The sequence below is a fragment of the Streptosporangium sp. NPDC002607 genome, assembly GCF_053592655.1.
Genome location: NZ_JBSFWD010000008.1, coordinates 204,325 through 230,356, shown reverse-complemented (window position 1 = coordinate 230,356; position 26,032 = coordinate 204,325). Strand labels below are relative to the sequence as shown.

Below are 26,032 nucleotides of genomic sequence, written 5' to 3'. Positions count from 1 at the left end.
GGGCCTCCTACGGTCCCCAGCATGATCCGTAGGTTTCAGGTCGCGGTGCTGGCGGTCCTCGTGACCGGTACCGTCGCCTTCGTGTTGCCACAATCCGAACTCGCGATCGCCGAGCCCCGTGTCCGCGAACCCATCGTCATCGGCCACCGGGGTGCCAGTGCGCACCGGCCCGAGCACACCCTGCTCTCCTACGAGGCCGCCATCGCGCTCGGCGCCGACTACATCGAGCCCGACCTGGTCGCGACCAAGGACCACGTGCTGGTCGCCAGGCACGAGAACGAGATCGGCGCCACCACGGACGTCGAGAACCATCCCGAGTTCGCGGACCGCCGCACCACCAAGACCGTCAACGGCAGGTCCATCACCGGCTGGTTCACCGAGGACTTCACGCTCGCCGAGCTGAAGACCCTCAGGGCCGAGGAGCGCATCCCCGACCTGCGCCCGGAGAACGCCGTCTTCAACGGCCTCGCGCAGATTCCCACCTTCGACGAGGTGGTCGAGCTGGCACGGCGGCACGGGGTCGGGGTCTACCCGGAGACCAAGAGCCCGAGCTACTTCGACTCCATCGGTCTCTCCCTGGAGGAGCCGCTGCTGGAGGTGCTCGACCGGCACGGCTGGAGCGGGAGCGGCGCCCCGGTCTTCATCCAGTCCTTCGAGACCGCCAACCTGCGCGAGCTGAGCAAGCGGACGGAGCTGCCGCTGATCCAGCTGATCGCCGCCGGCGGCGCCCCGTACGACTGGATCGCGGCCGGAGACCCGCGCACCTACGACACCATGGTCACCCCCGCGGGGCTGCGTGAGGTGGCCGGTTACGCGGACGGCGTCGGCGTCGACACCCGGCGGATCGTGCCGGCGGGACCCGACGGCCGCCTGCTGCCGCCCACCACGTTCATCCGGGACGCCCACCAGGCGGGACTGAAGGTCCACGCCTGGACCGTCAGGAACGAGAACTCACACCTTCCGCTGGACTTCCGGCTGGGCAACCCGGCCAGCCCGGTCTTCCCCCGGGCCACCGGCGACGTGATGGGCTGGCTGGAGAGGCTCTACCGGCTCGGCCTGGACGGCGTCTTCGCCGACGACCCGGGCATGGCCAGGGTGGTGCGGGCGCGGGTGTTCTGACACGATCCACATCGGTCCGTCACCGGTCGGCCGGTGACGGACCGTGTCATCGGCCTCAGGCGACCTCGACCATCTGCTCGACGTCGTCCAGCGGGCGCAGCTCGTCGGCGTAGCTGACCGAGACGCGGCGCATCACGCCGCTGTCGCTGATCGAGTACTGGCCCAGGCGCCAGAGCGGCGGCGAGTAGGCGTGGATCGAGACGCTGCCGTGCACCGCGCCGTTCAGCCGGTGGATGTGGTCGGGGCCGAAGGAGAAGGACTCGCCCTCGGAGATCATGGTCTCCAGGTGCTCGCCGCCGATCCGGGGGTTGCACTCCAGAAGCGTCCCGGCCACCACCCGGACCGCGCCGGAGGAGGTGTCGTGGTCGTGCCAGCCGGTGTCGTCCTCGGGCCGCCAGCACAGCAGCCAGATGTCGACGTGGGAGTCACGGTAGAGGGAGGCGTAGTGGCGGCCCCCCTCCTCGGGGAACTCGACCTGGTCCTCCCACCGGGAGGGGTCGGCGGCCAGCTCGTTGACCAGGTCGAGCAGCTCGCGCCGGTCGAGGGCGCGGGCGGGCAGGGCCTCGTAGCTCATGAGGACTCACCGCCGGACGGCTTGGAGCCGTGGCTGTCCACTCGCCTGGCGATCTCGCCGTTCGGGGCCGTCGTCGCCGGGAGCGCACAGCTCTCACGGCCCTGGGACTGGTTCACTAACGCGACTCCTTTCGATTCAGCAGACGGTTGGGATTGGTGACCGCGATGGCGTGCCAGGCGGCGTCGCCGAGTCCCGGGTCCGGGGCGGCGGCATAGGGCTGGTCGGAACCGCTGACCACGACGTCGACGCCGAGTTCGCGGATGATCGCGTCGATGGCGCGCGGGCCGTAGGAGGAGGTCTCCAGGAAGATGCCGGGGTCGACCTGCCCCCGGCCCTCCCCGCCGCGGTTGGCCAGGCGCTCGGAGTGGAGCGGGGCCAGCCCGGCGAGCAGCGAGAAGCAGACCCGCAGGCGGGGGTGACGGGCCCGGCCGAAGGCGGCGAAGGCGTACCAGGCGGCGTGCATCTGCTGCACGTACGGCACGACGGCGGGCCACCAGCCGGGCACCCCGGCCCCCTCGGGCTCCTCGGCCTCGGGGGCGGGGCCGGGGTGCACGAAGAGCGGCAGGTCGCGCTCGGTGAGCGCGTCGAGCAGCGGGGCGACCCTGGCCAGGCCCGCGGCGTCGCGCACGGCGGTCGCGGGCAGCTGGAGCCCGGCGAACCTCCGCCCCGCATGCCGGGTGTCGAGGCTTCTGGCGAGCCTGTCCGGATCGATCTCGCTGAGGCAGGTCGCCGCCCAGGCGCCGAACGGCGCGGGCAGGGCGAGGGCGTCCTCGTGGTAGGCGTCGATGATCGGCCAGGCGTCCTCGGGCGGCAGCGACTCGATGCCGAGCGGGCTGGACAGCGACACCAGGGCCAGGGCGAGGTCCGAGTTCAGCGCGAGGCGCGCGGCGAGGTCGTGGTCCGCGGGGTTGACCTGGTAGGGGGGCTCGCCGTCCGTGTGGAGGGTCCAGCCGTCGAGGCGGGGGGCGGCCGTGCGGCGCCTGAGCGCGTCGACGAACGCGGGCGTCCACAAATGCTGGTGAACGTCGACGGTCACAACCGTCCTCCTCCCGGACTATCGAGGTATTCCCTACCTACAATATAGGTAACCGCTCTCACCATGGTACATCCAACAGTGACACGGTTCAGTGAACCGTTTCAGTGAACCGTTTCACCTACTATTGTGTCAATACCTCCGGAAAGATGTGATCCGCCCTGGAGCGCGCTCCCAGAGGTCCTGAGGAATAGGCTGGTCCGATGCCCCAGCCTCGGAAACGAGCGACCATACGTGAGGTGGCGAAGGCCACCGGCCTGTCACCCGCCGCCGTCTCGTACGCGCTGCGCGGCATGCAGGTCTCGGAGGAGACCATCGAGCGGGTGCGCCAGGCCGCGGCCGAGCTCGGCTACGAGGCCGATCCCATCGCCCGCGCGCTGGCCAGCGGCAGAACCGGCATGATCGGCCTGCTCTGCGGCTCGCTGGAGGATCTCTGGCAGCAGGCGCTGGCCGTCGGCATCGGCCGCGCGCTCAAGGACAACGACCGCTACGCCCTGATCCTGGACGCCGCGGGTGACCCCGCCAGGGAGCACACGCTCGCCAGGCAGCTCCGCGACCAGCGGGTGGACGCGCTGATCGTGCAGCCGGTCGACCCCGCGGCACCGCTCTGGGCCGAGCTGTGCGAGGGGCTGCCGGTGGTGTCGATCGGTGACGCGCTGGCCGGAGCGCGCGCCGCGGGCGAGGTCGTCTTCGACAACAGGGCCGGGGTGACCCTGGCCCTGGAACACCTGCGCGAGCGGGGGCACCGGCGCCTGGCCGTCCTCACCTCGACCAGGGCCAGCACCCCCGACAGACCCGCCGACGTGCACGTCATGGCCGAGGCCGGGCGGCTGGATCTGGACATCGAGCTGGTCACCGCCCCGCAGTCGCCGGCATCCGCCACCAGGGTCGCCGGCGAGATGCTCGACGCCGGGCACCGGGCGTTCTTCTGCTTCGCCGACTCGATCGCCTACGGCGTCTACGCGGCCTCGGCCGAACGGGGGCTGGTCATCCCGTCGGAGGTGTCGGTGATGGGCTACGACGACCACCCCATGTCGGGTCTGCTCACCCCCGGCCTGACCACCGTCGACTGGGACATCGACGGCATCGTCCGCGCCGCCGTCCGGATGGTGGTGGCCGCCGCCGACGGCAACCCGCGCCGCCGCCGCATCGTCCAGGCCCCCCAGCTCCACGAGCGCGGCTCGGTCGGCTGACCGGCGGGGAGTCAGCGAACGGCAAGGCCGGGCAGGAGCCCGCGTGCCACATCGAGGTCGGCGTCCAGCGGGCGGTCGTCCAGCGCGGGATCGAGGGGCAGGTCGCAGGGGACGCCGCGCAGGCGCAGGGTCCGTACGGAGGCCACCAGCTCGCAGGCCAGGACGATCTCCAGCGGCTCGACGGCGGCGAGCGCGGAGCGGGCCGCCTGCGGGGTGAAGCTCGCGTGGTCCTCGGTTCCCAGGGAGAGCACGGCGCCGCCCAGGGTGACGGGGGCGGCCAGATGGCGCAGCTCGGCCAGGGCGGAGTGCGCGACGTATTCGAGGATCATCACCCCGGAGCCGCCGGGGCGCTCGGCGAGGAAGGGGAGCAGCCCCGTGTGGGCCGGGTCGTTCAGGGTGGCGAGCCTGGCGGCGCTCACCGTCGCGGTCTGCACGAGCGCGGCCCGCAGGGCGTCGAGGGCGAGCGCGACCCGCGCCGAGTGGAAGTTGCCGTTGTGCCAGGCCCGGCCGTCGGCGATCAACGGGTTCTCCGGGGCCGCGTTCATCTCCTCGGCGACGGTCCGCTCCGCGTGGCGAAGAGCGTCGAGTGCGGCCCCGTGGACCTGCGGGAAGGCGCGGTAGCCGTACGGGTCCTGCACGCGGCGCGGGCTGGTGGCGCCGACCAGGTCGCGCAGCTCGGCCGCGATCGAGGTCTGCTCGGGGCCGCGCTGCACGACGGGGGAGAGCGGTTCCAGCGAGGCCTCGACGGCCAGGAAGGAGCGGGCCGCGACCGCGGTGGCGGCGGACAGCAGGACTCCCAGGCGATGGCAGGCCAGTGCCGCGTCCGCCAGGGTCGCCGCACCCGAGCTGATGAACGGCAGCGCGTCACCGGCGGCGAGCGCGAACCGGGGTACGGGCTCGTCGGCCCGCGTTCCGGCGGGGGGCCCGGTCTGTGCGCCCTCGGTTCGTGCGCCCTCGGTCTGTGCGCTCCTGGAGGGAGGTCTCCAGGCAAGCTCGCCCACCAGGCAGAGCGCGGTGGTGGCCAGGGCGGTGAGGTCGCCGGTGCCGATGGCGCCGTAGGTGCGGATCGGCGGGGTCAGGCCCCGGTTGACGGCGGCGGCGAGTACCGGCAGGAGTGCGGGGTCGACCCCCGAGCCACCGGCGAGCAACTGGTTGAGGCGGACGACGAGGGTGGCGCGGGCACGGAACTCCTCGATCCGCGGTCCCGCGCCGCCCGCGTGGCTGCGGAGCAGGCCGAGACCGGCGGCCTCGGTCTCCACGTCCTTGTTGGCGCCCACACCGGTGGTCCGGCCGTACACCGGCCCTTCGAGCAGGGTGGCCGTCCGCCATGCCGCCCGCGCGCGGGCCGTGGAGCCCAGCGCGACCCCGGAGCCGTGAGCCGCCCGATCGACCTGCTCGCAGGTCAGGTGGGTGCCGTCAAGGAGGACGACCATCGGCTCAGTCGCCGACGATCGCGTCGAGGATCAGGTCGAGGATCCAGCTGACCAGGCCGATGACGATCGCGCCCCAGAACGCGGGCCAGAAGCCCTCCACGTGGAAGGGCAGGCTGAGCTCCTTGGCGATCCAGCTGGTCAGCAGGAGCAGCCCGGCGTTGACGACCAGGGCGAACAGGCCCAGCGTGAGGATGTAGAAGGCGCAGCCGAGCGTCTTGATGATGGGCTTGAGAACGGTGTTGACGATCCCGAACACCAGGGCGACGGCGAGGAGCGTGCCGATCTCCTTGACGGGGGTCTGCGCGGACACCGTGATGCCGTCCACGAGCCGGGTCGCCGCCCACAGGGCGGCGGCCACCACCAGTATTTTGATGATTATCTTCACGTTTGGGCATCCTCGCATGGATGGTCGGGCGGGCGGCAGATCTGCCGCCCGAAGCGGATATATACGGACACTAGACACTTTGCTGGTCGGCTGAGTGCCTGCTGATCCGATCGATACCGAGCGCCACGGGCACGGTGGTGATGGCGCCCGGGGCGGCGGACCGCGTCCCGGCTTCCGTGTAAAGTTTCGCATCCATGACCAGATGCGGTCACGAAAGTGGCGAGATCTTGTCAGGTGCGTCGCCGTCTCGCGAGGAGGACCGCTACCGGATGGGAAAGTCCCAGATGAGAAGCGCGAATCGCCGAGGGGGGCCTCATCATGTCGGACGACCGACCATCCAGCGGCCGATCAGGAGATCAGCCCACCGGAGGCGGGACGGAACCCGGAAGCCGGCCCGTCCCCAAGCCGGGTCCGAGGCCCGGTCCCGCCCCTAAACCCGGCCCGGCTCCCAAACCCGGCCCTGGCCCCAAGCCTGGCCCCGGGGCCGGCCCAGGTTCGGCTCCCAAGCCTGGCCCTGGTCCCAAGCCAGGTCCCAAGCCCGGTCCCGGATCCAGCCCCGGCCCGGCTCCCAAACCCGGCCCCGTCCCCAAGCCAGGCCCCAAGCCCGGCCCCGTCCCCAAGCCAGGTCCCAGACCCGGCCCCGCCCCCGGAGCCGGGACCGGGGGCGGATCCGGAGCCGTCCCGGAGACGGGAGCCGGGACGAGGGCCGGGGGTGGCACCGGCGCCGGGAGAACCGCCGCCGTGAACGGGACGTCGGCGCGTGCCGCCGGCCGTACGGTGTCGCGGGAGATCCGGCTGGCGTCGCGGCCCTCGGGCTGGCCGGTCCCGGAGAACTTCGAGCTGGCCGAGGTCGAGTCGCCCTCTCCAGGGGAGGGGGAGATCGGCGTCCGCAACCTCTTCATGAGCGTCGACCCGTACATGCGGGGACGTATGAACGACGCCGAGTCCTACACCCCGCCCTTCCGGATCGGCGCCCCCCTCGACGGCGGGGCCGTCGGCGAGGTCGTCGTGTCGCGCTCGCCGGACCTCGCCCCCGGCGACATCGTCACCCACGGGTACGGCTGGCGCGAGTACGCCGTGTTCGACGCGGGGCAGGCCCGCAAGGTCGAGGAGGTCCCGGGCGTCCCGCTCTCCGCCTACCTTGGAGCACTGGGCATGACCGGCCTCACCGCGTACGTGGGCCTGCTCGACATCGCGCGATTCAAGGAGGGCGAGGCGGTGTTCGTGTCCGGCGCGGCCGGGTCCGTGGGCAGCCTGGCCGGGCAGATCGCCAGGCTGAAGGGCGCCTCGCGCGTGGTGGGCAGCGCCGGGTCGCCGGAGAAGGTCGCGTACCTGATCCGCGATCTCGGCTTCGACGCCGCCTTCAACTACCGCGACGGCCGGATCGGTGAGCAGCTCGCCGAGGCGGCCCCCGGCGGGATCGACGTCTACTTCGACAACGTCGGCGGTGACCACCTGCAGGCGGCCATCGACGAGCTGAGGACGTACGGCAGGGTCGCGATGTGCGGCGCGATCTCGGTCTACAACGCCACCGAGCCGGTACCGGGCCCGAACAACCTCTTCCTGGCCGTGGGGAAACGGCTCACCCTGCGCGGATTCATCGTCTCCGACCACCAGGCGCGGCTGCCCGACATGGTCGCCGAGGTGGGCACCTGGCTCCGCGAGGGCAGGCTCGTCTCGATGGAGACCGTCGTCGACGGCCTGGAGAACGCCCCGCGGGCGTTCATCGACATGCTCCGCGGCGCGAACACCGGAAAAATGCTGGTCAGGCTGGTGCGCTGACTGCGCGTACCGTCGATTGCGCATGATGGTCACAATCTCGGGGCAGAAGGGGCGTGAGGGGGTGGGTCTGTTGGAAACGGATGAGCTTGAGTCGCTATCGGCCCAGGAACTGCATGATCGCGCGGTCCACTACGCCGTGCATCACGGAGATCTCGGCTTTCTGTGGGAGTTGCTCTCCTTGATCCCGGCGGCGGAGGCGTCATCGGGGCACGAGGACGAGACGACCAACGACCTCAGCCGGATCTCGGCCCTGCTCAGTGACGCCATGGTCTCGGGTCACGGGGAGCTGGGTGACGCGCTGCGCCCGTTCTACATCGAATACCTGTCCAAACATCCCGATGCCTGAGGCGGCCGTCCTCCCTCTGTAGGGTGATCCGCAGATCGAGGAAGGCCGGGGAGGAGCGTCATGGCGCAGGTGAGGGTGGAGCGGACCGAGGACGGGTTCGTGGCACGCAACGACCGCGGAGCCGAGGTCGCCATGGGCAGTGGCGACGAGCAGGGGACTTTCACCCCGGTCGAACTACTGCTCGCGGCGCTCGGCGGCTGCAACATCGTCACCGTGGAGCCGCTGACGGCCCAGCGTGGCCACCGCATGGTCCGCCTGGCGATGACCGTTCAGGCGGAGAAGATCGAGGCGAGCAGGCTGGGGCCGATCACCATCAGCTACGACGTGGAGCTGCCCGAGGGCGACGAGAAGGCCGCCGAGGTGCTCCGCGCGGTGGCCCACCGCGTCGAGGAGAGGTACTGCACGGTGAGCCGGGCACTGCGGGAGGAGACCGAGGTCGGCCTCGAACTCCCCTGACCCAGGCCCGAGGTGGCCGATCGGCTCCCGGTCCGAGTCCGAAGCAGGCCGATCTACCTCCGGGAAGCCGGATTTTCGGGTATCCGACGGGGGTTGACGGAGGCTTCGGTGATACCGGGTCAAGGTTGGGTGTAGGCGCAAAATCAACCTTTGGATGACGCGCCCGTTACATTTAGCCAGGTAGTGTTATTGCAGGTCAAGGGGTCTGCGAAGCCCGGGGGGAGCGTTGCAGAGACTTTTCACCGGAAAAAGGACGCGAGGGGGATCGCGTTCCTGAGCGGAGCCGCCGGAGTCTTGGGGGAGACGATGGCAAAGCCCGCGAGGAGATCGGGGCCGGACAGTTGGGGGACTGTCCGGCCCCGAGTCTATTCCGGAGCAGGACGGCCGCCGGAGTCTTGGGGAAGACGATGGCGAAGCCCACGAGAAGATCGTGGTCGGACGGTTGAGGGACTGTCCGGCCCCGAGTCTGTGTACGGGGCCGGACAGCCGAGAACGGCCCGGCCCCGAGCCTCGCGCGGGGAGCCGGGTGGCGGTCAACCGAGGTGCGGTCGCGCCGGAGCTGCTGCTAGAGTTACCCCCGTCGCAAGCGCCGCTAGCTCAGTTGGTTAGAGCAGCTGACTCTTAATCAGCGGGTCCGGGGTTCGAGTCCCTGGCGGCGCACTTGCAAGAAGCCCAGGCCGGCATCGTCGGCCTGGGCTTTCTTCGTTTGCCGGCCAACCTGGCGACGAGCCCTCCGGCCACCTGGAATGTTCGTTGGAGGGCCTCGCTGACCGGGCTCGAACCGGCGTCCACCCGGTCCCGAGCCGGGCGCTCTACCTCTGAGCTACAGCGAGGCCATGTCCATCGTGTACGGCACCGCCGGCCGGGCTCGAACCGGCGCCCACCTGGATGAAGAGCCAGGCGTTCTACCACTGAACTACAGCGGGCCGCACCCCAGTGTGCTCGATACCGCGTGGCGGACGCCACCAAATAACGGCGGCGTCGTCGACGGGCTAGCACCGGCGTTCATCCGATCTGAAGCCCGGCGGCGCCACCGCTTACCTACGGCAGGGCCGCCGGCCTATTTTTCCGGAAGGTCCGCGGCGGGCAGATCGCTGACCACCACCCCGGAGGCCAGCCCGTGGCGGACGTCGGCGGCCAGTTCGGGCTTCACACTCCTGCCGCTGAACATCCCGGCACGCCGCAGCAGGGCCGCCCACACCGGATCGGCGATGCTCACTCCGTGCACCAGTTCGGGCGTCGGCCGGAACACCGCCACTCCACGTCGAGCCGCGGGCGCGGTCCAGCCCGTCCGCGCCGGGTCCAGCCCGGCCGTACGGCAGGCCGCCTCCACGACGGCACGCGTGCAGGCCGCGGTGCCGTCCAGCACCTCCCAGGGCGGCGGCAGCGCCGCCCACACCGCGGTGTTGGGGTCGACGTCGCCGCCGGTGCCGCGATGCCAGGCGGCCAGGTCGGCGGCCATCAGGCGCATCACCTTGCCCGGACAGGCCACCTCCAGCAACTCCAGCGCGTCCAGCGATGCCAGGCAGGCCAGCCAGCCGGCCCGAGCCGCGTTGTAGGCGACCGCCAGGTTGTTCCATGTGGTGGAGTCGTCGCCGGGCCGTACGATCATCGTGGTGCGGTCGGTGCCGGGGTTCCAGCGGGCGCGTAGTACGTCGGCGCTGTGCCGCATGGCGGCCGACCACTGGCCAAGCAGCCGTCCACGCTCCTCGTCGGTCAGGCGTTCCAGGACGTCAGGAGTCGTCCGTGCCTGGGCGATCATCCACCAGTCGCTCCGGTCCGTGCATCGGTTGAGCAGGACCTGGGCGATCTCGTCGAACGGGTTCTCCCGCCCGGACAGGCTGAACTCCCGGCGCACCTTGCGCCGCGCGGTGTAGTACGCCACGAAGCACGCGGCGTCGACGTCGGTGATGAACCGCTCCACTGGGATGTCCGCGCCGAAGCCGGTGACACCCACCATGAGCAGGCGCCGCTTGTCCTGCTCGGTGCTCAGCGTGCCCGCCTTGGCGGCGACCCGGCCCAGCAACCTGAACCGGCGGTTGTACTGCCGCTTGGACAGATCCATGCCTGCCGCCTTCCGGGCGTCCCGGTTGAGCCGGTCGGCCAGGAAGTCACTGCGGTCCGGCGTCCACCGGATCTCGCGCCCCACGTTCGCCGCGAACTCCAGCAGCGATTCGGGATCGTCGGGGTCGACCTCCACCGACCGTTCGAACAGGCGGCTCGCCGCCGCGACCTGCCGGGCACCACCTACCGGCCTCGCGTAATCGGTGGACATCGAGGAGAACCAGCCCTCGCGGCGGGAGGAGTGCTTGGCCGCACGCTCCAGCACCACACGCTCGCGCCGCGACAACTGCCCGTCCAGTGCTCGCAGCACCAGGTCGGCGACGTCCTCGGGCCGGTACCGCCGATCCAGCGAGCCGTGCAACTCGGCGAGGATCTCTCGGCGGGACCGGTCTCTGTCCTTGTCCTTGCGGAACGTCATGGGAGTCATGATCCCGGCTGGTTCGATCCGACTTCGACTGGTTTATTCGGTCGCAGCTATCGGAGGGTCTGAACCAGAAGGCGGGGAGACAGATGATCCCTGTGAAGGCCGTGAGTTCCCGGTCTGGTTCTCAGGGGCGGATTGTCGGCTGCGATCACACCACTCCACCTTGGTTTTCCTGCCATACCCTGGCTCCGGTGGGCCAGAACGGGGGATCAGCACGGATGAATCACGGCTGGACGGACAGGTCCACTGCGGCGGAACTCCTGATCGCGGCCCAGGCCGGTGACGGCGACGCCTTCGGACGTCTGGTCGGACCGCTGCGGGATCAGCTGCACGCGCACTGCTACCTGATGCTGGGGTCCGTCCATGACGCCGAGGACGCCGTACAGGAGACCCTGGTCCGGGCTTGGAACAGCCTGGAGCGGTTCGAGGACCGGGGGTCGATCCGGCCGTGGCTGTACCGGATCGCGACCAACAGGTGCCTGACCCTGATCGAGCGCAGGGGGCGCCGCGAGCTTCCCACCGATCTGAGCCCGGAAGGCGCGCCGTCGGTCGAGGCGATGTGGCTCGAACCCTACCCCGACCACCGGCTGAGCTGGACGGCGGAGCTGAGCCCGGAGGCTCGAGTGGTGGTTCTGGAGAGCGTGGAGCTCGCGTTCGTCGCCTCGCTGCAGCACCTGTCGGCCCTGCAGCGAGCTGTCCTGCTGCTGCGCGACGTCCTCGGGTTCGCGGCCCGCGAGGTCGCCGACCTGCTGGACACCACGGTCGCGGCGGTCAACAGCGCGCTGCAACGGGCCAGAAAGGTCCTCGACGGCCTGCTTCCGGCGACCACCCAGCGGGCAACCCTGGACGCGATGGGCGAGACGACGCGGCGGGAAGTGGCCCGGCGGTACGCGGCCGCGTGGGAGGCCGGGGACATCGAGGCCGTCGTGGCGATGCTGACAGACGACGCGAGGTACTCGATGCCACCGTTGACGGCCTGGTACGAGGGCCACGACGGCATCCGGACGTTCCTGGCCGAGGCGATGTCGAACCGGCGGTGGCGCTTCCTGCCGACGCGGGCGAACGGGCAGCTCGCGTTCGGCACCTACCTGTGGGACGAGGACAGGGGCGTTCACGTCGCGGCGGGCCTGGACCTTCTCGTCCTGAACGGTACGAGGGTCGCCGAGGTGGTCGCCTTCCTGGACGCGGAGTTTCCGGTGTTCGGCCTCCCGGCGGAGCTGCCCGGCTGACCGGTTTCGGCCGATTGGCTGAGGGCGATCCGGCGGCGCGCGATGACTTTCCGGGTCGGCGCGGGTTGTAGTCCTGACGGGATCACCAACCGGAAAGGACCGGGCCGAAGAATGCCTGCTGACGAGGAACAGATCCGGATTCTGGTCGAGAACTGGGCCGAGGCGGTCCACAGGGGCGACATGAGCGGCGTCCTCGCGGACCACTCTGAGGACATCGTGATGTTCGACGTGCCGCCACCGTACGAGGGTGTACGCGGTATCGACGCCTACCGCGAGTCGTGGCCGCCCTTCTTCGACTGGCAGAGACAGGGAGCCCTGTTCCAGATCGACTCGCTGGACGTCACCGCCGGTGACGACATCGCCTACGCGCACGCCCTGCTGCGCTGCGGAACGCGGGAGGATCTCGCCGACCGGCCTGAGAACCGCCTGAGGCTCACGCTCGGCCTGCGCAAGGAGCACGGCCGCTGGATCGTCGCCCACGAACATCACTCGTTCCCCGATGTCGGTACGGACATCGGCGAGGCGAGGGCCGACCCGCGCCCGTAACGGGGCCGTCGGCGGCGCCTGTCGCGGGCGAGGCCACGGCGGCTCTCGCCCGCGACAGGCCGGATTCGAGGCCGCATCAGGTCAGGAGGCGGGCGGCTCCGGGCCGTGCGGGCTGCGACGGTCCATCCGGTACGAGTGACCTGTGGGAGTCAGGCGCCGGTTCCGGGGCGAGAGCGGCAGACCCCGCCAAACCATGATCTACGACTGCGGGGAGGGAAGAGTCTCCGTTTACCACTTACCGGCCGGCGCTTCCTACCATGCTGGGGTGGAAGTGCTGAGCGAGCGGGAGTGGCGGGGCCGGGCCTCGGCGCATCGGGACCGGGTCGGGGCCTGGGTCGAGCCGCATCTGCGCCGCGGCCGGGAGCGGGTCGCCCACCCGGTCGAGGACTTCCTGTTCACCTACTACAGCTTCCGGCCCGGACGCCTGCTGCGATGGCATCCGGGGGCCGAGGTGATCCTGGCGGGGGCGAGTTCCTTCGGGCCGAACTACCGCGACCGCGCGGAAGGCGCCGTACTGGACCTTGAGCTGGTCCTGCCGCAGCGCGCGGCAGCGATCGGCTGGACGAGGGAGCTGCTGGCCGCCACCGCGAGCCGTCCGCCCTATCTGGGCTGCTTCGGGATGCACGAGTGGGCGATGGTCTACCGGACGCCGGAGGCGGAGATCCGGCACTCCTCCTTCCCGCTCCGGCTCTCCCCCGAGCGGATCGAGGAGATCGTCGACCAGCGCGGAGTGCGGTGCGGCCACTTCGACGCGTTCCGTTTCTTCACCGCCCCCGCCCGCCCGCTCAACGTGATCCAGCCGACCCGCGAACGCCAGCGGGAACTGGAGCAGCCGGGTTGCCTGCACGCCAACATGGACCTCTACAAGTGGGCCTACAAGCTGTCGCCGCTGATCGGCAGTGAGCTGGTCGCCGACTGCTTCGCGCTCGCCCGCGACATCAGGACCGTGGACATGCGGGCCAGCCCGTACGACCTGGGCGCCCTGGGCTACCGGCCGATCCAGGTGGAGACCGCCGAAGGTCGCGCGGAGTACGCGACCGCCCAGCGTGCCTTCACCGAACGCTCCGCTCCACTCCGCCAACGCCTGCTACAGGAGTGCGACCGGCTACTGGCCCTGACCTGACCGCCGGACAGCTCGTCAACGCTGACGCGGGTGAATGCCTGGACCGAATCGCGGAAGCAGCCCGGCGGCAGGCGGTAGCGGTCATGTGCTTCGAGGCCGACGAACACCGCTGTCATCGCGATCTCGTCCTGGAAGCCGTCCGCGAGCGATTCAGCCGCGCCGTACCGGCCTGTGTCTCGTATGCGGGGATCTCAGGAAGGCGATCGCGGCTATCCGGCGTGCTGGTGGAACAGGCCGCAGAGGCGTTCTAGGCCGAGGCCGCTGATGAGCAGGCGTTCCTTGGCGTCGCTGAGGAGGTCGGCGGTCCAGGTGGTGAATCCGCCGTCGCCGAGGCTGTGGTCGTCCCCGGTGGGGGTGGCGGCGCGGATCTCGAAGCAGGCGCCGCTGTAGTAGCCGCGGCCGCTCACCCGGTCGTCGTCGAAGGCGAACGGGGTGTCGGGATGCGCCGGTGCGAGCCGGTTCAGGACGTGTTCGTGTAGGGCCTGGCGATGCCGTCCCTCGGTCAGGTCGGTGAGGAGCACCCGTACGGCGGAGATCTGGTAGCCGAGTTCGCGGGCACCGCGCAGGACGTCGAGGTGGACGCCGATCTGCTCGGCCAGCGCCGCCGTCTCGAAGGTGAACGACCCCTCGGCGCGACCGGCGGTGCACAGCGCCAGCAGCGCGAAGTGCGCGGACATGCCAGGCCCGGCGAAGGCCTGGGCGCGCACCACCCGATGGACGGCGGCGAGCCGAACCCGTTGGCGTGACCGAGGGGCGGCCAGCAGCGACTCCCGGCGGCGTACCGCGCATTCCAGGGCCAGGACGTTGGTGGCGTCCGCGACGACCTCGGTGTTGCGGACGGTGGTGACCACCTTGTGCTGGTCCACGGTCGCCACCGCCGAGTTGGTACCCAGCGGGCAGAGTGGTGACAGCGCCAGCCCGGTGAAACCATGCCGGGCCAGCCGTCCGTGCACGAGCGCGTCCAGGCGCGCCAGCTCGCCCGCGTCCAGCGCCGACGGCGCGGTGAAACGGTTGCGCTCGTAGGCCCGCAGCAGGCCACCCGGTGTCACGGCGGCGGCGCGGCGGCGGTAGACCTCCAGTAGCAGCGTCTGCAGGTCGGTCGGCGAGAGCCGTTCGACCAGGGCGCTCAGCAACCCGGGGGTGGCACCCTCGCGCAGGATCCGGTCGAGCCAGGGGGCGGACGCCGACCGGTCCACACTCCGTTCAGACAGATCGTTCATCACCTCATCGTGCTGGAGGGCAGGGCACGGCCGCACCAGGTTTATCCGTCACGCCCGCGTCGCCAAGCGGCAAGTGCTTCACTCACACCTGACTTCTCGCGGAGCCCCGCTTTCCAGCAGTTGACGTGCGAGTTCCGGGGTCGGTCTGTCGTGTCGTGATCGGTTGAACATCCAGCCTGAGCCAGAGTGGTGCCAATCTGAGCCAATATGGCTTGCTGATGGCACCATGGTGTGCCATAGTGATGCCATGAACCTGACCCCATATGTGGCCTCCCTCGGTCGCGAACTGCTGACCGCCGTCGAGACCGGTGATGGCGACGCCAGCGCGCTGATCGAACGGTTGACCGTGTCGATGGAGTCGGCGATCCGGCTCACCCTGCTCGAGGCGTTGTCGGCGGCCGCCGACGAGATCACCCGAGACCTGGCCCCCGGTTCGGTCCAGGTGCACCTGCGTGGACGCGACCCGGACTTCGTCGTGACGGTTCGGCAGGCCGAGCAGCCACTCGCCGACACCCCGGATCCGGGCGCGGTGTCGGCCGATGACGCCGCGGCGAGTTTCGAGGACGGCCCGGTGGCACGGATCAACGTCCGCCTCCCGGAACAGCTCAAGGCCGCGATCGAGGAGGCGGCGGGCAAGGAAGGCCGCTCACTCAACGCCTGGCTGGTGCGGGCCGCCTCGACCGCGCTGCGTGCCCCGGAGAGCGACCACGGCTCCGACCGGCGCGGCAAGCGCAACGCGCAGCGCTACACCGGCTGGGCCCGCTAACCCACGCCGGCACCCAGAACCACTTTCCTCCTACATCTCCGACCAGCGGGGATGTTCTTCCGACTCATTCTGAGGGGACAGCCATGCCGGTTTTCGCCACGCCTGAACCGATTTCCGCCACGATCGAGCTCTCCGTCGGTGACGTGCAGATCATCGCGAGCGACCGGACCGACACCGTCGTCGAGGTGCGGCCGAGCGACGAGTCCGACGAGTCCGATGTGGACGCCGCGCACAAGACGCGCGTCGAGTACGCCAACGGCACGTTGACGGTCCGCGGGCCAAAGGCCCGCATGCTCGACTTCTCCAAGAAGACCAGGTCGGTCGATGTGCTGATCGAACTTCCCACCGGCTCGCACGTGCACGCGGACCTGTCGGTGGCCGACCTGCGCGGCGTCGGCACGCTGGGGGAGTGCCGGCTCAAGGCGTCGGTCGGGCATTTCCGCCTCGATGGGACCGGGCCGCTTCGACTGGACACCACCGGTGGTGACATCACCGTCGAAGCGGTCGCGGGTAACGCCGATGTCTCCACCAGCACCGGGCGCGTGCACATCGGCGAGATCGGCGGCACCGCCGTCATCAAGAACTCCAACGGCAACACCGACATCGGCACCGTCACCGGCGAACTGCGGGTGCGCTCGGCCAACGGCGACATCTCCGTCGACCGGGCCGACGCCATGGTGGACGCCAAGACCTCCAACGGAACCATTCGCATCGGCCAGGTCACGCGCGACACCGTCACGCTGCACACCTCGACCGGCCACCTCGAAATCGGTGTCGCCGCCGGCACCGCCGCATGGCTCGACCTGAACACCTCCTACGGGCGGGTGGAGAACTCGCTGGAGGGCCTCGGCCAAGCACCGCAGAAGTCCGAGCAGACCGTCGAAGTCCGCGCGCACACGTCGTTCGGCGACATCACCGTCCGCCGTTCCTGACCAGATCTCGAAAGGGGTTCACAATGACCATGCCATCCCAATCCGCGATCACGGCGACCGGACTGCGCCGGTCCTACGGCGAGCACGTCGTGCTCGACGGCGTCGACCTGAACGTCCCGCGTGGCACCGTTTTCTCGTTGCTCGGCGCCAACGGCGCCGGCAAGACCACCACAGTCAAGATCTTGTCCACCCTGATCCGCGCCGACGGGGGCAGCGCGCGGATCGCGGGTCACGACCTGTTCGCCGAGCCGGACGCGGTGCGTGCCGCGATCGGCGTCACCGGCCAGTTCTCGGCGGTCGACAACCTGCTGACCGGTCAGGAGAACCTGACCCTGATGGCGGATCTGCACCACCTGGGCCGGAAGGCGGGCAGGCGCAGGACCGCCCGGCTGCTCGAACAGTTCGACCTCGCCGATGCGGCCAAGAAGACGGCGGCGACCTACTCCGGCGGGATGCGGCGGCGGCTCGACCTCGCGATGACGCTGGTCGGCTCACCGCAGGTGATCTTCCTCGACGAGCCGACCACCGGGCTGGACCCGCGCAGCCGCCGCGCCATGTGGCAGATCGTGCGGGAGCTCGTGGCGGGTGGCGTCACCATCTTCCTCACCACCCAGTACCTGGAGGAGGCCGACGAGCTCGCCGACCGGATCGCGGTGCTCGACCACGGGAAGATCGTCGCCGAGGGCACCGCGGACGAGCTCAAGCGGCGCATTCCCGGCGGCCACGTCCTGCTGCGGTTCGCCGACGAGCGCGACCTCGAATCCGCCGCGCGCGTCGTGGACCAGGCATCTCGCGACAGCGACACGCTCGCCCTGCGCGTACCGCACGACGGCAGCCTCAGGTCACTGAAGGCGCTGCTCGACCGGCTTGACCAGAACGCGGTCGAGGTCGACTCGCTGAGCGTGCACACCCCCGACCTCGACGACGTCTTCCTCGCTCTCACCGGCAACAAGGAGAAGGTGACCGCACGATGAGCACCGTGTCGCACGCCCTGACCGACTCGGCGACGATGCTTCGCCGCAACCTCAAGCGCATGGTGCGCTACCCGTCCATGACACTGCAGCTCATCGGCATGCCGATCGTCTTCCTGCTGCTGTTCGTCTACGTCTTCGGCGGCACGCTCGGCGCCGGGCTCGGCGGCGTCTCCGGCGGACGTGCGGATTACGTCAACTACGTCACCCCCGCGATCATCCTGATGACGATCACCGCCGCGGTCCAGGGCACCACCATCTCGATCGCCATGGACATGACCGAGGGCATCGTCGACCGGTTCCGCACCATGGCCATCGCCCGCGTGTCCGTCCTGACCGGGCACGTCATCGGCAGCCTCATCCAGACGATGCTCAGCATCGCGGCGGTCGTCGGCGTCGCGCTGCTCATCGGCTTCCGGCCGTCGGCGGGGCCCGGCGACTGGCTCGCCCTCATCGGTGTCCTGGTGATGATGGCCTTCGCCTTCATCTGGCTGTCGGTCGCATTCGGCCTGGCCAGCAAGACCGTCGAGTCGTCGAGCAACGTCGGTATGCCGCTGCTGCTGCTGCCGTTCCTGGGCAGCGGGTTCGTCCCGACCGACTCGATGCCCACCGTGCTGCGCTGGTTCGCCGAGTACCAGCCGTTCACGCCGCTCATCGAGACCCTGCGCGGCCTGCTGATGGGCACGCCGATCGGGAACAACGCCGTCATCGCGGTCGGCTGGTGCGTCGTCATCGCACTCGGCGGCTACCTCTGGTCGAAGAAGCTGTTCAACCGCGAGTCCACCCGCTAAGCCGCACTTGAGCCAAGGGGAAACGATGCAGCACCAACGGATTTCGCCGGTCGACTCGCTGCCCATCACCCGCCCCGAGGGGTGTCCGTTCGATCCGCCACAGGAACTGGGCCGGATCCGTGAGGCGAACCCGATCACCAGGATGACCTATCCCGACGGGCACGTCGGCCGGCTGGTCACCGGCCATGCCTTGACTCGCGCGGTCCTGGCCGACACCCGGTTCAGCTCCCGGTACGAGCTCATGCACTTCCCGCTGCCGATTCCGGGCGTCACCGAGTTTCCGCCCGCGCCGGTCGGCGATCTCACCGGGATCGACGCGCCCGAGCACACCCGCTACCGCAGGCTGCTCACCGGCAGGTTCACCGTTCGCCGGATGCGGGTGCTCACCGAACGCGTCGAGCAGATCACCGCCGAGCACTTGGACGCCATGGAGGACCACGGCCCGTCCGTGGATCTGGTCGAGGCATTCGCCCACCCCGTCCCGGCGATGATGATCTGCGAACTGCTCGGCGTGCCGTACGAGGACCGCGCGACCTTCAACCGTCATGCGAAGGCGCTGACCTCCTCGTACATCTCCCCGGAGGAGATGTACGCGGCCTGGAACGCGCTGCAGGAGTACGTGCGTGGACTGGTGCAGGCCAAACGCGCGAGCCCCACCGACGACGTGCTCAGCGAGCTGACCGCGAGCGACCTGAGCGACGAGGAGGTCGCCGGCCTCGGCGCGTTCCTGCTCGGTGCCGGGCTCGACACCACCGCCAACATGATCGCGCTCGGCACCTTCGCCCTGCTGAACCACCCGGACCAGCTCGCCGCACTGCGCGCCGACCCGAGCGGCGTCGACCGGGCGGTGGAGGAACTGCTGCGCTACCTGACCATCACGCACACCAACGTCCGGGCGGCGTTGGAGGACGTCGAGCTGGACGGGCACCTGATCAGGGCGGGCGAGACGGTCACCCTCGCGGTCCAGACCGCCAACCGCGACCCGGAGAAGTTCCCCGACCCGGACACCCTCGACCTGAGCCGGCAGGCCGCCGGGCATCTGGCCTTCGGCCATGGCATCCACCAGTGCCTCGGCCAGCAGCTGGCCCGGGTCGAGATGCGGGTCGCGCTGCCTGCGCTGTTCGGCCGGTTCCCGACCCTCCGCCTGGCCGTCCCGGCCAAGGACGTTCCGTTGCGCCACAACATGAACATCTATGGCGTGCACCGGCTCGAGGTCACCTGGGACCAGGAATAGCCGCCCCGAATCGTGTGATGCCGGGGGAGACGATCCAATCCGGAGTCCTGGCGGACGGCGATCTCCCCCACGTGCCGGAGGTGGTCGCGCAGGAACCCGGGCAGCACGGGTTACCAGACGTTTCGTCACTGCCGCCGGCCGAAGATCGCGACTCGGGGCCTGACCTGGTCGTCAGAGTTTGCTGACAGGTCGGCACAGGCCCCAGAATCCCCTTCTGGGGGGATCCATGGGGCGGAAAGCGGACTACGCGGTGCGGGTCGTGGCCCTGTCCCTGGGCGCGCTCGGCCTCGCGGCGCTGGCCGCGCACGTGGTCATCGAGCTCGCGATCAACCCCCGGCCGCCCGGTATCGGCGACACCGCCCGCGTCCAGGCACTGCTCAGCACCCCGCTGGGCATGCTGATCGTGCTGCGCCGTCCCGGGCTGATCGTCGGCTGGCTGCTCCTGCTGGTCGGGGCGGCCAACGGCTGGGTGACGCTCGCCATCTCCCTGTACGAGGTGTACGGGCAGGGGGCGGTGCCGCTCCCGCCGCCGCTCTACTGGCTCCTCTGTTTCCGTAGCGCCGTCACCACCTGCACGGCGCTCATGCTGCCGCTCGCGCATCCGGACGCCGGCCTGCTGCGGCCCCGATGGCGCTGGGTCTACCTGGCGCTGATCTCGTGGCAGCTGCTCCTGCTGGTGATCGCCATCCCGCGGCTGCACGAGTCCGCCGGGCCGCTCGCGAGCCTGTACCAGGTGTCCGCCGCGATCTGCGGGCCGCTGCTCTGGGTGAGCCTGCTCGTGCTGCTCATCCGGTTCTGGCGCGCCGACCCGGACGTGCGGCGGCAGATCGCCTGGCTGGCGCCCGTCGTGGCGTTCGACAACCTCGCCTTCAACGAGATCCTCGGCTGGGACTACCTCTGGCTGGACACCATCGGCGAGGCGGCCGTGCCGATCGCGGTGGCCATCGCCGTACTCCGTTACCGGCTCTACTCGATCGACACGCTTGTCAGCCGGGCCCTGGTCGGCGGCGCCCTGGTGGTCTTCGTCGCCACGGCGTACCTGGCCGTCGGCGCGCTCACCGGGCTCTTCCTGGCCGACTACGGCGAGCTCTTCGGCGTGGTCGCGGCGATCTTCGCGGGTCTGTCGTTCCTGCCCGTCCAGCGGCGCCTGCAGCGCCTGCTCGACCGGTTCCTGTACGGCAGGAGCGGCGACCCGCAGGTGCACGCCGAAGCCCTGCGGCGGCAGATCCAGCACGCCGGTCCCGCCCAGGCGCTGGAGGCGGCGGTGCGGGCGGTGGCCGACGGCCTGGCGGTGACCGGGGCGGCGGTCGAGACCGAGGAGAGCCACATCGTCGGCGAGCTCGGGGACGACCCTCGCAAGGTCCCCCTGGTGTGGCACGGTGAACCCGCCGGGACGCTGCTCCTCGGCCCGCCCGGGGCGCGGCGCTTCCCCCGGGCGTACGAGCGGCGGATGCTGGCCGTCCTGGTGCCGATCGTCGCCGACGTCGCGCATGCCGTACAGATGGCTCATGACCTGCGGCGCTCATGGGAACGGGCGGCCGGGGCGCGGGAGGAGGAGCGGCGGCGGCTGCACCGGGACCTGCACGACGGGCTGGGGAGCCGGTTGACCGGGATAACGATCGGGCTGGAGGCGGCGCGGCGATCCCTGAGACACTCCCCCGACCTGGCCTATCAGCTGCTGTCCGACCTCCGGGTGGGGATGGACGCCGTGAACGGGGAGATGCGGGAGCTGGTGCAGGGCCTCCGGCCCCGCACGCTGGACGCGGTCGGGCTGGAGCAGTCGATCCGGCGGCTGGCGGTGGAGGTGCCGGTCACCGTCGGGGGGAGCCTGGAGGGGCTGCCACCCGCGGTGGAGGTCGCGGCGTACCGGATCGTGCAGGAGGCGCTGACCAATGCCCGGCGTCATTCCGGTGCGGAGGTCATCACCGTGGCGCTGGAGCGGGCGGGCGACCTGCGGGTGCGGGTCACCGACGACGGGGTGGGCGTCGGCGCGCCGGCTCGGGGCTCGGGCTCCGGCCTGTCGACGATGCGCGAACGGGCCGCCGAGGTGGGCGGCACCTGCTCGATCCGTGACGGCGAGCACGGCGGCACCGTGGTCGAGGCTGTTCTCCCCGTCCCGGCATGACCGGTGCGGGCCGGTGGGTGCAGGTGGCCGCGATCGAGTTCCCACCGAGCGCGGTTAAGCGCGCTGCGGGAGCGTGGGCCGTACGGCGGCGCAACGCCCGCCTGCTTTTCCGAACCACCGGTCGGGGCTCTTCGCCGTCAGCTTCGCCGGCCAGAAAGGACGCGTCAGAACTCAGCGCCGAATTATGGGCCTGCCGGTGTCCGGTCGGTGTGCCGGATAGAGCGGAAGCGTGTACTGCTCCGGGCTATCAGAGTAGATTCCGGATATCTGCTGTACGCGGATGAAACCAGTCGCATACAGCGCGGAGTCGGCGCGGGGGGCCATTAATAAAATAGGGGAGTGCTCGTGGTCGTTCGGCTGAGTGTCGAGGGCGAGAATTCTGCGGACACGGTGCGGGATCTGTACGCCTGGCTGTCGCAGGAGCCCGAGTTGCGCGGGCGGGTGCGGATCGTCGAAGGTGACCCCGAGCCGGGTGCGCTGGGTCCGGTCGTCGAGGGGCTGCAGATGGCGCTGGGCGCCGGAGGGGCGTTCGCCTCAACGGCGACCGTGCTGGTCGCGTGGTTGCGATCGCGTCGTGGTGAGGTGAGCGTCAAGCTCAGCCGTGGCGAGGGGCAGCCCAGCATGGAGGTGACCGCCAAGGGCGTCAAGGACCTGGACGCGGCGGCGGCCAAGGCCCTCACCGAGCAGCTCACCCAGGTCCTCACCGACGCCGCCGCTGCCGACACCGATGGCGCCCAGGGTTCCTGATGGGAGCGGATGGGCCGCCGGAGCTGATGCTGGCCCGGCCCGGCGCCCGGGTGCTGCTGGTCGGATCGGGTGCTCATGTGGCCGGGTCACGGCTGGGCCCGGTGCCCGCGGTCGCGCGGACGGTCGCCGACGTGGGCCGCTGCCTGATCGAGCGGGCCGGGCTGGATGCGGCCCATCTCACCACGGTGGTGGATCCAAGGGATCCGCAGGAGTTCGGCGCGGCGCTGGTGCGGGCCGCCGATCAAGCCGAGGATGTGCTGGTCTTCTACTACGTGGGCCACGGTCTGATCAGCCCGCGCGGGGAACTGCATCTGGCCACCCGCGCGAGTGTGGATTTGACCCAGGGCATCGCCGGCCACCAGGCGCTGCCGTACTCGACGGTGAACGAGGTGCTGTCCACCTGCCGGGCTCCGCTGGTGCTGATCGTGCTGGACTGCTGCTTTTCCGGGCGAGCCCGAAGCGCAGGGCGCTCTGGGCTGGATGAGGTGTTCGCCGCCACCCAGCACGGCAGCTACGTGCTGGCCGCGGCCGGGCGGGATGAGGCGGCGTGGGCGCCGGACGCTCAGCGGCACACCGCCTTCTCCGGAGCGTTGATCACGGTGCTGGCCGGCGGCGACCCGGCGGCCGGGCCGTATCTGAGCGTGGACGGCCTCTACCGGTCGCTGTCGCGCACGTTGACCGAGCAGGGCTTTGCCGCGCCGCGCCGGCAGGCCACCGGGTTCGGCGACCGGCAACTGCTGGCCGTCAACCCGGCCCACCACGGGGGTGCGGCCGGGCAGGTGGGGGAGGTCAGCCCCTACCGTGGGCTGGCCTCCTTCGGCCCGGACGATGCGGAGTTCTTCTTCGGCCGCGCCGAGCTCACCCGCACCCTGGCCGACCGGGTCGCCGCGCAGCCGGCCGGCGCCCGACCGTTGATGGTGGTCGGGCCGTCCGGGGCGGGCAAGTCCTCGCTGCTGCGCGCTGGGCTGATGCCTGCCCTGGAGCGTGCCGCCGGGGTCGGCGTGCTGGTGATGACCCCCGGCCGCGACCCGCTCACGACCCTGGCCGACCGGCTCGCGCCCCTGGACGGTTCCCCTCCGGCCGACCTGCGGCAGCAACTGATGAGCGACCCTGGCCGTCTGCGGGATGTGCTCACCGGGCCGGGGCAGCGGGTCATCATCGTGGACCAGTTCGAAGAGCTGTTCACCCTGTGCCCGCACGAGGCGGAGCGCCAGGCCTTCCTGGCCGCACTGCATGCGGCCTGTACGGTCGCGGTGGTCGTCATCGGCATCCGCGCTGACTTCTTCGGCCGGTGCGTCGGCTACAGCGAACTGGCCACCGCCCTGGAACATCCGGTGGTGGTCACTCCGATGAGCGTCGCGCAGTTACGCCAGGCCATCGAAGGACCCGCCCGCCTGGCCGGGCTCACCCTGCAGCCCGGCCTGGTCGACCTGCTGCTGGAAGACCTCGGCGCCGACCTGGAGGCGTCCGAGCCCAGCGGTGTGCTGCCGCTGCTGTCGCACGTCCTGCTGTCCACCTGGCAGCGCCGCGAGGGCGCCACGCTCACCGTGACCGGCTACCTGGCCACCGGCGGCATCAACCGGGCCCTGGCCAACACCGCCGATGCCACCCTGACCGGCCTGGACCTGCCTGGCCAGCGCGCCGCCCGCCAGTTTCTGCCCCGCCTGATACGCCTGGGCGAAGGCGCCAACGACACCCGCACCCGGGTTCCCCTGACCGAGTTACTGACCTCTGCTCCCGATGTTTCCGATCGGGAGCAGACCCGGCAGGCGCTGGAGCGTTTCGTCAACGCTCGGCTGCTCACCGTCGACGCCGACGCCGTCGAGATCAGCCACGAGGCGCTGATCCGCGCCTGGCCCCGCCTGCGTGAATGGATCGACGCCGACCGCGCCGGTCTTCTCCTCCGCCAGCAGCTCACCGAAGACGCAGCCCAGTGGCTACGACACGGCCGCGATCTAGCGTTCCTCTACCAAGGCACCCGGCTGACCGCTGCCCAGGAGGTCAAGCAACAGTGGGACGCTGACCCCATTCGGTATCGTCCCCTTGATACGGTCGCCCACGAGTTCCTCAAAGCCGGCACTCACGCCGCACGGCGCACCGCCCGCCTGCGCCAATCCGCGCTCGCCGCCCTGGTCGGCTGTCTCATCATCGCTATCATCGCCGCTGCCGCCGCGATCAACGCCGCCAACGACGCTGACCACCAGCGCACCCTGGCGCTATCCCGCCAGCTGGCGGCACAGAGCGAAATCCTCGGCACGGCAGATCCTGTCACTTCCACACTCCTGGCGGCAGCGGCCTGGCGCATCGCCCCCACACCCGAAACCCGCGTCGGCCTGCTCACCGCAATTGGCAGGCCCGGCCGTGGAGTCCTCCACGGCCATATCGGTGAGGTCTACTCGGTGGCCTTCAGCCCCGACGGCAAGACCCTGGCCAGCGCCAGCAGCGACGCCACCGTGCGGCTATGGGATACGGCCACCCACCGGCCGATCGGAACCCCGCTCGCCGGCCACACCGAGGACGTTACCTCGGTGGCCTTCAGCCCCGACGGCAAGACCCTGGCCAGCAGCAGCTGGGACGACACCGTGCGGTTGTGGGACATGGCCACGCGCCGGCCGATCGGAACCCCGCTCGCCGGCCACACCGAGGACGTGATCTCAGTGGCCTTCAGCCTCGACGGCAAGACCCTGGCCAGCGCCAGCACCGACAGGACGGTCCGGCTGTGGGACGCGGTCACGCGCCGTCCGATCGGAACCCCCCTCACCGGCCACACCGAGTCCGTCTTCTCGGTGGCCTTCAGCCCGGAGGGCAAGACCCTGGCCAGCGTCAGTGAAGACAGGACGGTCCGACTGTGGGACGCGGTCACGCGCCGTCCGATCGGAACCCCCCTCACCGGCCACACCAGCTTCGCCACCTCGGTGGCCTTCAGCCCGGATGGCAAGATCCTGGCCAGCGCCAGCACCGACAGGACGGTCCGGCTGTGGGACGTGGTCACGCGCCGTCCGATCGGAACTCCCCTCACCGGCCATATCGGCGAGGTCTTCTGGGTGGCCTTCAGCCCGGACGGCAAGACCCTGGCCAGCGCCAGCACCGACAGGACGGTCCGGCTGTGGGACGTGGTCACGCGCCGTCCGATCGGAACTCCCCTCACCGGCCATATCGGCGAGGTCTTCTGGGTGGCCTTCAGCCCGGACGGCAAGACCCTGGCCAGCGCCAGTGAAGACAGGACGGTCCGACTGTGGGGCATGGTCACGCACCGCCCGATCGGAACCCCCCTCACCGGCCACACCGAGAACGTGATCTCGGTGGCGTTCAGTCCCGACGGCAAGACCTTGGCCAGTGCCAGTGGCGACATGGTGCGGTTGTGGGATGTGGGCACGCGCCGCCTGATCGGAACCCCCCTCACCGGCCACACTGAGAGCGTGATCTCGGTGGCGTTCAGCCCGGACGGCAAGACCTTGGCCAGTGCCAGTGGCGACATGGTGCGGTTGTGGGATGTGGGCACGCGCCGCCTGATCGGAACCCCCCTCACCGGCCACACT

23 protein-coding genes and 3 tRNA genes are annotated in these 26,032 nt (G+C 70.4%); 18 read left to right on the top strand and 8 right to left on the bottom strand.

What is annotated here, in order from left to right; translation table 11 throughout:
• Window positions 1–21: 21 nt before the first annotated feature.
• Window positions 22–1,119, top strand: coding sequence for a glycerophosphodiester phosphodiesterase (locus ACWD3H_RS12550; RefSeq protein WP_451955020.1), 1,098 nt, complete (start codon window positions 22–24; stop codon window positions 1,117–1,119).
• A gap of 55 nt (window positions 1,120–1,174) precedes the next feature.
• Here ACWD3H_RS12550 and ACWD3H_RS12545 read toward each other — a convergent pair whose 3' ends face one another.
• Window positions 1,175–1,693, bottom strand: coding sequence for a cysteine dioxygenase (locus ACWD3H_RS12545; RefSeq protein WP_451955019.1), 519 nt, complete (start codon window positions 1,691–1,693; stop codon window positions 1,175–1,177).
• A gap of 115 nt (window positions 1,694–1,808) precedes the next feature.
• Entirely contained in the window at window positions 1,809–2,729 is a 921-nt protein-coding gene (locus ACWD3H_RS12540) for an amidohydrolase family protein (RefSeq protein WP_451955018.1), read from the bottom strand.
• Between the two features lie 236 nt (window positions 2,730–2,965).
• On the opposite strand from ACWD3H_RS12540, the gene ACWD3H_RS12535 reads away from it, so the two are divergent.
• Entirely contained in the window at window positions 2,966–3,919 is a 954-nt protein-coding gene (locus tag ACWD3H_RS12535) for a LacI family DNA-binding transcriptional regulator (RefSeq protein ID WP_350912172.1), read from the top strand.
• An 11-nt stretch (window positions 3,920–3,930) separates the two neighbouring features.
• Here ACWD3H_RS12535 and ACWD3H_RS12530 read toward each other — a convergent pair whose 3' ends face one another.
• Together ACWD3H_RS12530 and ACWD3H_RS12525 are read right to left on the bottom strand one after the other, a co-directional pair.
• Window positions 3,931–5,352: an aromatic amino acid lyase gene (locus ACWD3H_RS12530; protein ID WP_451955017.1), complete on the bottom strand. Its 1,422-nt coding sequence runs from the start codon at window positions 5,350–5,352 to the stop codon at window positions 3,931–3,933.
• Between the two features lie 4 nt (window positions 5,353–5,356).
• Entirely contained in the window at window positions 5,357–5,737 is a 381-nt protein-coding gene (locus ACWD3H_RS12525) for a phage holin family protein (RefSeq protein ID WP_350962804.1), read from the bottom strand.
• Window positions 5,738–6,478: 741 nt separating this feature from the next.
• Between ACWD3H_RS12525 and ACWD3H_RS12520 the strand changes: the two genes are divergently transcribed.
• From ACWD3H_RS12520 to ACWD3H_RS12505, 4 genes are all read left to right on the top strand, one after another.
• On the top strand, window positions 6,479–7,519 hold the full coding sequence (locus ACWD3H_RS12520; RefSeq protein ID WP_451955016.1) for an NADP-dependent oxidoreductase: 1,041 nt from the start codon (window positions 6,479–6,481) through the stop codon (window positions 7,517–7,519).
• A gap of 61 nt (window positions 7,520–7,580) precedes the next feature.
• Window positions 7,581–7,865 carry a hypothetical protein gene (locus ACWD3H_RS12515; protein WP_355569441.1) on the top strand — a complete coding sequence of 95 codons (285 nt, stop codon included), beginning with the start codon at window positions 7,581–7,583 and terminating at the stop codon, window positions 7,863–7,865.
• Window positions 7,866–7,925: 60 nt separating this feature from the next.
• Window positions 7,926–8,321, top strand: a complete 396-nt coding sequence (locus ACWD3H_RS12510; RefSeq protein WP_030913025.1) for an OsmC family protein — start codon at window positions 7,926–7,928, stop codon at window positions 8,319–8,321.
• 586 nt (window positions 8,322–8,907) lie between these two features.
• A tRNA-Lys gene (locus tag ACWD3H_RS12505) sits at window positions 8,908–8,981 on the top strand.
• Window positions 8,982–9,082: 101 nt separating this feature from the next.
• Here ACWD3H_RS12505 and ACWD3H_RS12500 read toward each other — a convergent pair.
• The 3 genes from ACWD3H_RS12500 to ACWD3H_RS12490 form a co-directional block, all read right to left on the bottom strand.
• Window positions 9,083–9,154, bottom strand: a tRNA-Pro gene (locus ACWD3H_RS12500).
• A gap of 20 nt (window positions 9,155–9,174) precedes the next feature.
• Window positions 9,175–9,247 (bottom strand) — tRNA-Lys (locus tag ACWD3H_RS12495).
• A gap of 134 nt (window positions 9,248–9,381) precedes the next feature.
• A complete protein-coding gene (locus ACWD3H_RS12490; RefSeq protein ID WP_451955015.1) occupies window positions 9,382–10,803 on the bottom strand; it encodes a hypothetical protein in 1,422 nt (473 codons plus the stop codon).
• Window positions 10,804–11,027: 224 nt separating this feature from the next.
• Here ACWD3H_RS12490 and ACWD3H_RS12485 point away from each other — a divergent pair, with 224 nt between their 5' ends.
• From ACWD3H_RS12485 to ACWD3H_RS12470, 4 genes are all read left to right on the top strand, one after another.
• On the top strand, window positions 11,028–12,038 hold the full coding sequence (locus ACWD3H_RS12485; protein WP_451955014.1) for a sigma-70 family RNA polymerase sigma factor: 1,011 nt from the start codon (window positions 11,028–11,030) through the stop codon (window positions 12,036–12,038).
• A gap of 111 nt (window positions 12,039–12,149) precedes the next feature.
• Window positions 12,150–12,584, top strand: coding sequence for a YybH family protein (locus tag ACWD3H_RS12480; RefSeq protein ID WP_451955013.1), 435 nt, complete (start codon window positions 12,150–12,152; stop codon window positions 12,582–12,584).
• A gap of 265 nt (window positions 12,585–12,849) precedes the next feature.
• Window positions 12,850–13,707 (top strand): 3-methyladenine DNA glycosylase, encoded by an 858-nt coding sequence (locus ACWD3H_RS12475; protein ID WP_451955012.1) that lies wholly within the window; start codon window positions 12,850–12,852, stop codon window positions 13,705–13,707.
• Entirely contained in the window at window positions 13,680–13,958 is a 279-nt protein-coding gene (locus ACWD3H_RS12470; protein WP_451955011.1) for a DUF488 family protein, read from the top strand. Before ACWD3H_RS12475 ends, ACWD3H_RS12470 begins: the two co-directional genes overlap by 28 nt.
• Here the strand turns inward: ACWD3H_RS12470 and ACWD3H_RS12465 are convergent.
• On the bottom strand, window positions 13,917–14,927 hold the full coding sequence (locus ACWD3H_RS12465; RefSeq protein ID WP_451955010.1) for a hypothetical protein: 1,011 nt from the start codon (window positions 14,925–14,927) through the stop codon (window positions 13,917–13,919). The genes ACWD3H_RS12470 and ACWD3H_RS12465 overlap by 42 nt on opposite strands.
• A gap of 247 nt (window positions 14,928–15,174) precedes the next feature.
• On the opposite strand from ACWD3H_RS12465, the gene ACWD3H_RS12460 reads away from it, so the two are divergent.
• From ACWD3H_RS12460 to ACWD3H_RS12425, 8 genes are all read left to right on the top strand, one after another.
• Window positions 15,175–15,693: a toxin-antitoxin system HicB family antitoxin gene (locus tag ACWD3H_RS12460; RefSeq protein ID WP_355560692.1), complete on the top strand. Its 519-nt coding sequence runs from the start codon at window positions 15,175–15,177 to the stop codon at window positions 15,691–15,693.
• A gap of 83 nt (window positions 15,694–15,776) precedes the next feature.
• On the top strand, window positions 15,777–16,625 hold the full coding sequence (locus ACWD3H_RS12455; RefSeq protein ID WP_451955009.1) for a DUF4097 family beta strand repeat-containing protein: 849 nt from the start codon (window positions 15,777–15,779) through the stop codon (window positions 16,623–16,625).
• A 23-nt stretch (window positions 16,626–16,648) separates the two neighbouring features.
• Window positions 16,649–17,599, top strand: coding sequence for an ATP-binding cassette domain-containing protein (locus tag ACWD3H_RS12450; protein WP_451955008.1), 951 nt, complete (start codon window positions 16,649–16,651; stop codon window positions 17,597–17,599).
• Window positions 17,596–18,387, top strand: a complete 792-nt coding sequence (locus tag ACWD3H_RS12445; RefSeq protein ID WP_451955007.1) for an ABC transporter permease — start codon at window positions 17,596–17,598, stop codon at window positions 18,385–18,387. Before ACWD3H_RS12450 ends, ACWD3H_RS12445 begins: the two co-directional genes overlap by 4 nt.
• 25 nt (window positions 18,388–18,412) lie before the next feature.
• Entirely contained in the window at window positions 18,413–19,621 is a 1,209-nt protein-coding gene (locus ACWD3H_RS12440; protein ID WP_451955006.1) for a cytochrome P450, read from the top strand.
• Window positions 19,622–19,847: 226 nt separating this feature from the next.
• On the top strand, window positions 19,848–21,746 hold the full coding sequence (locus ACWD3H_RS12435; protein WP_451955005.1) for a sensor histidine kinase: 1,899 nt from the start codon (window positions 19,848–19,850) through the stop codon (window positions 21,744–21,746).
• A gap of 339 nt (window positions 21,747–22,085) precedes the next feature.
• Complete coding sequence (locus ACWD3H_RS12430; RefSeq protein ID WP_451955004.1) at window positions 22,086–22,493, top strand: effector-associated constant component EACC1; 408 nt, start codon at window positions 22,086–22,088, stop codon at window positions 22,491–22,493.
• Window positions 22,493–26,032, top strand: a 3,540-nt coding sequence (locus ACWD3H_RS12425) for a caspase, EACC1-associated type (protein ID WP_451955003.1), incomplete at its 3' end; no start/stop codon positions are given. The genes ACWD3H_RS12430 and ACWD3H_RS12425, both read left to right, overlap by 1 nt.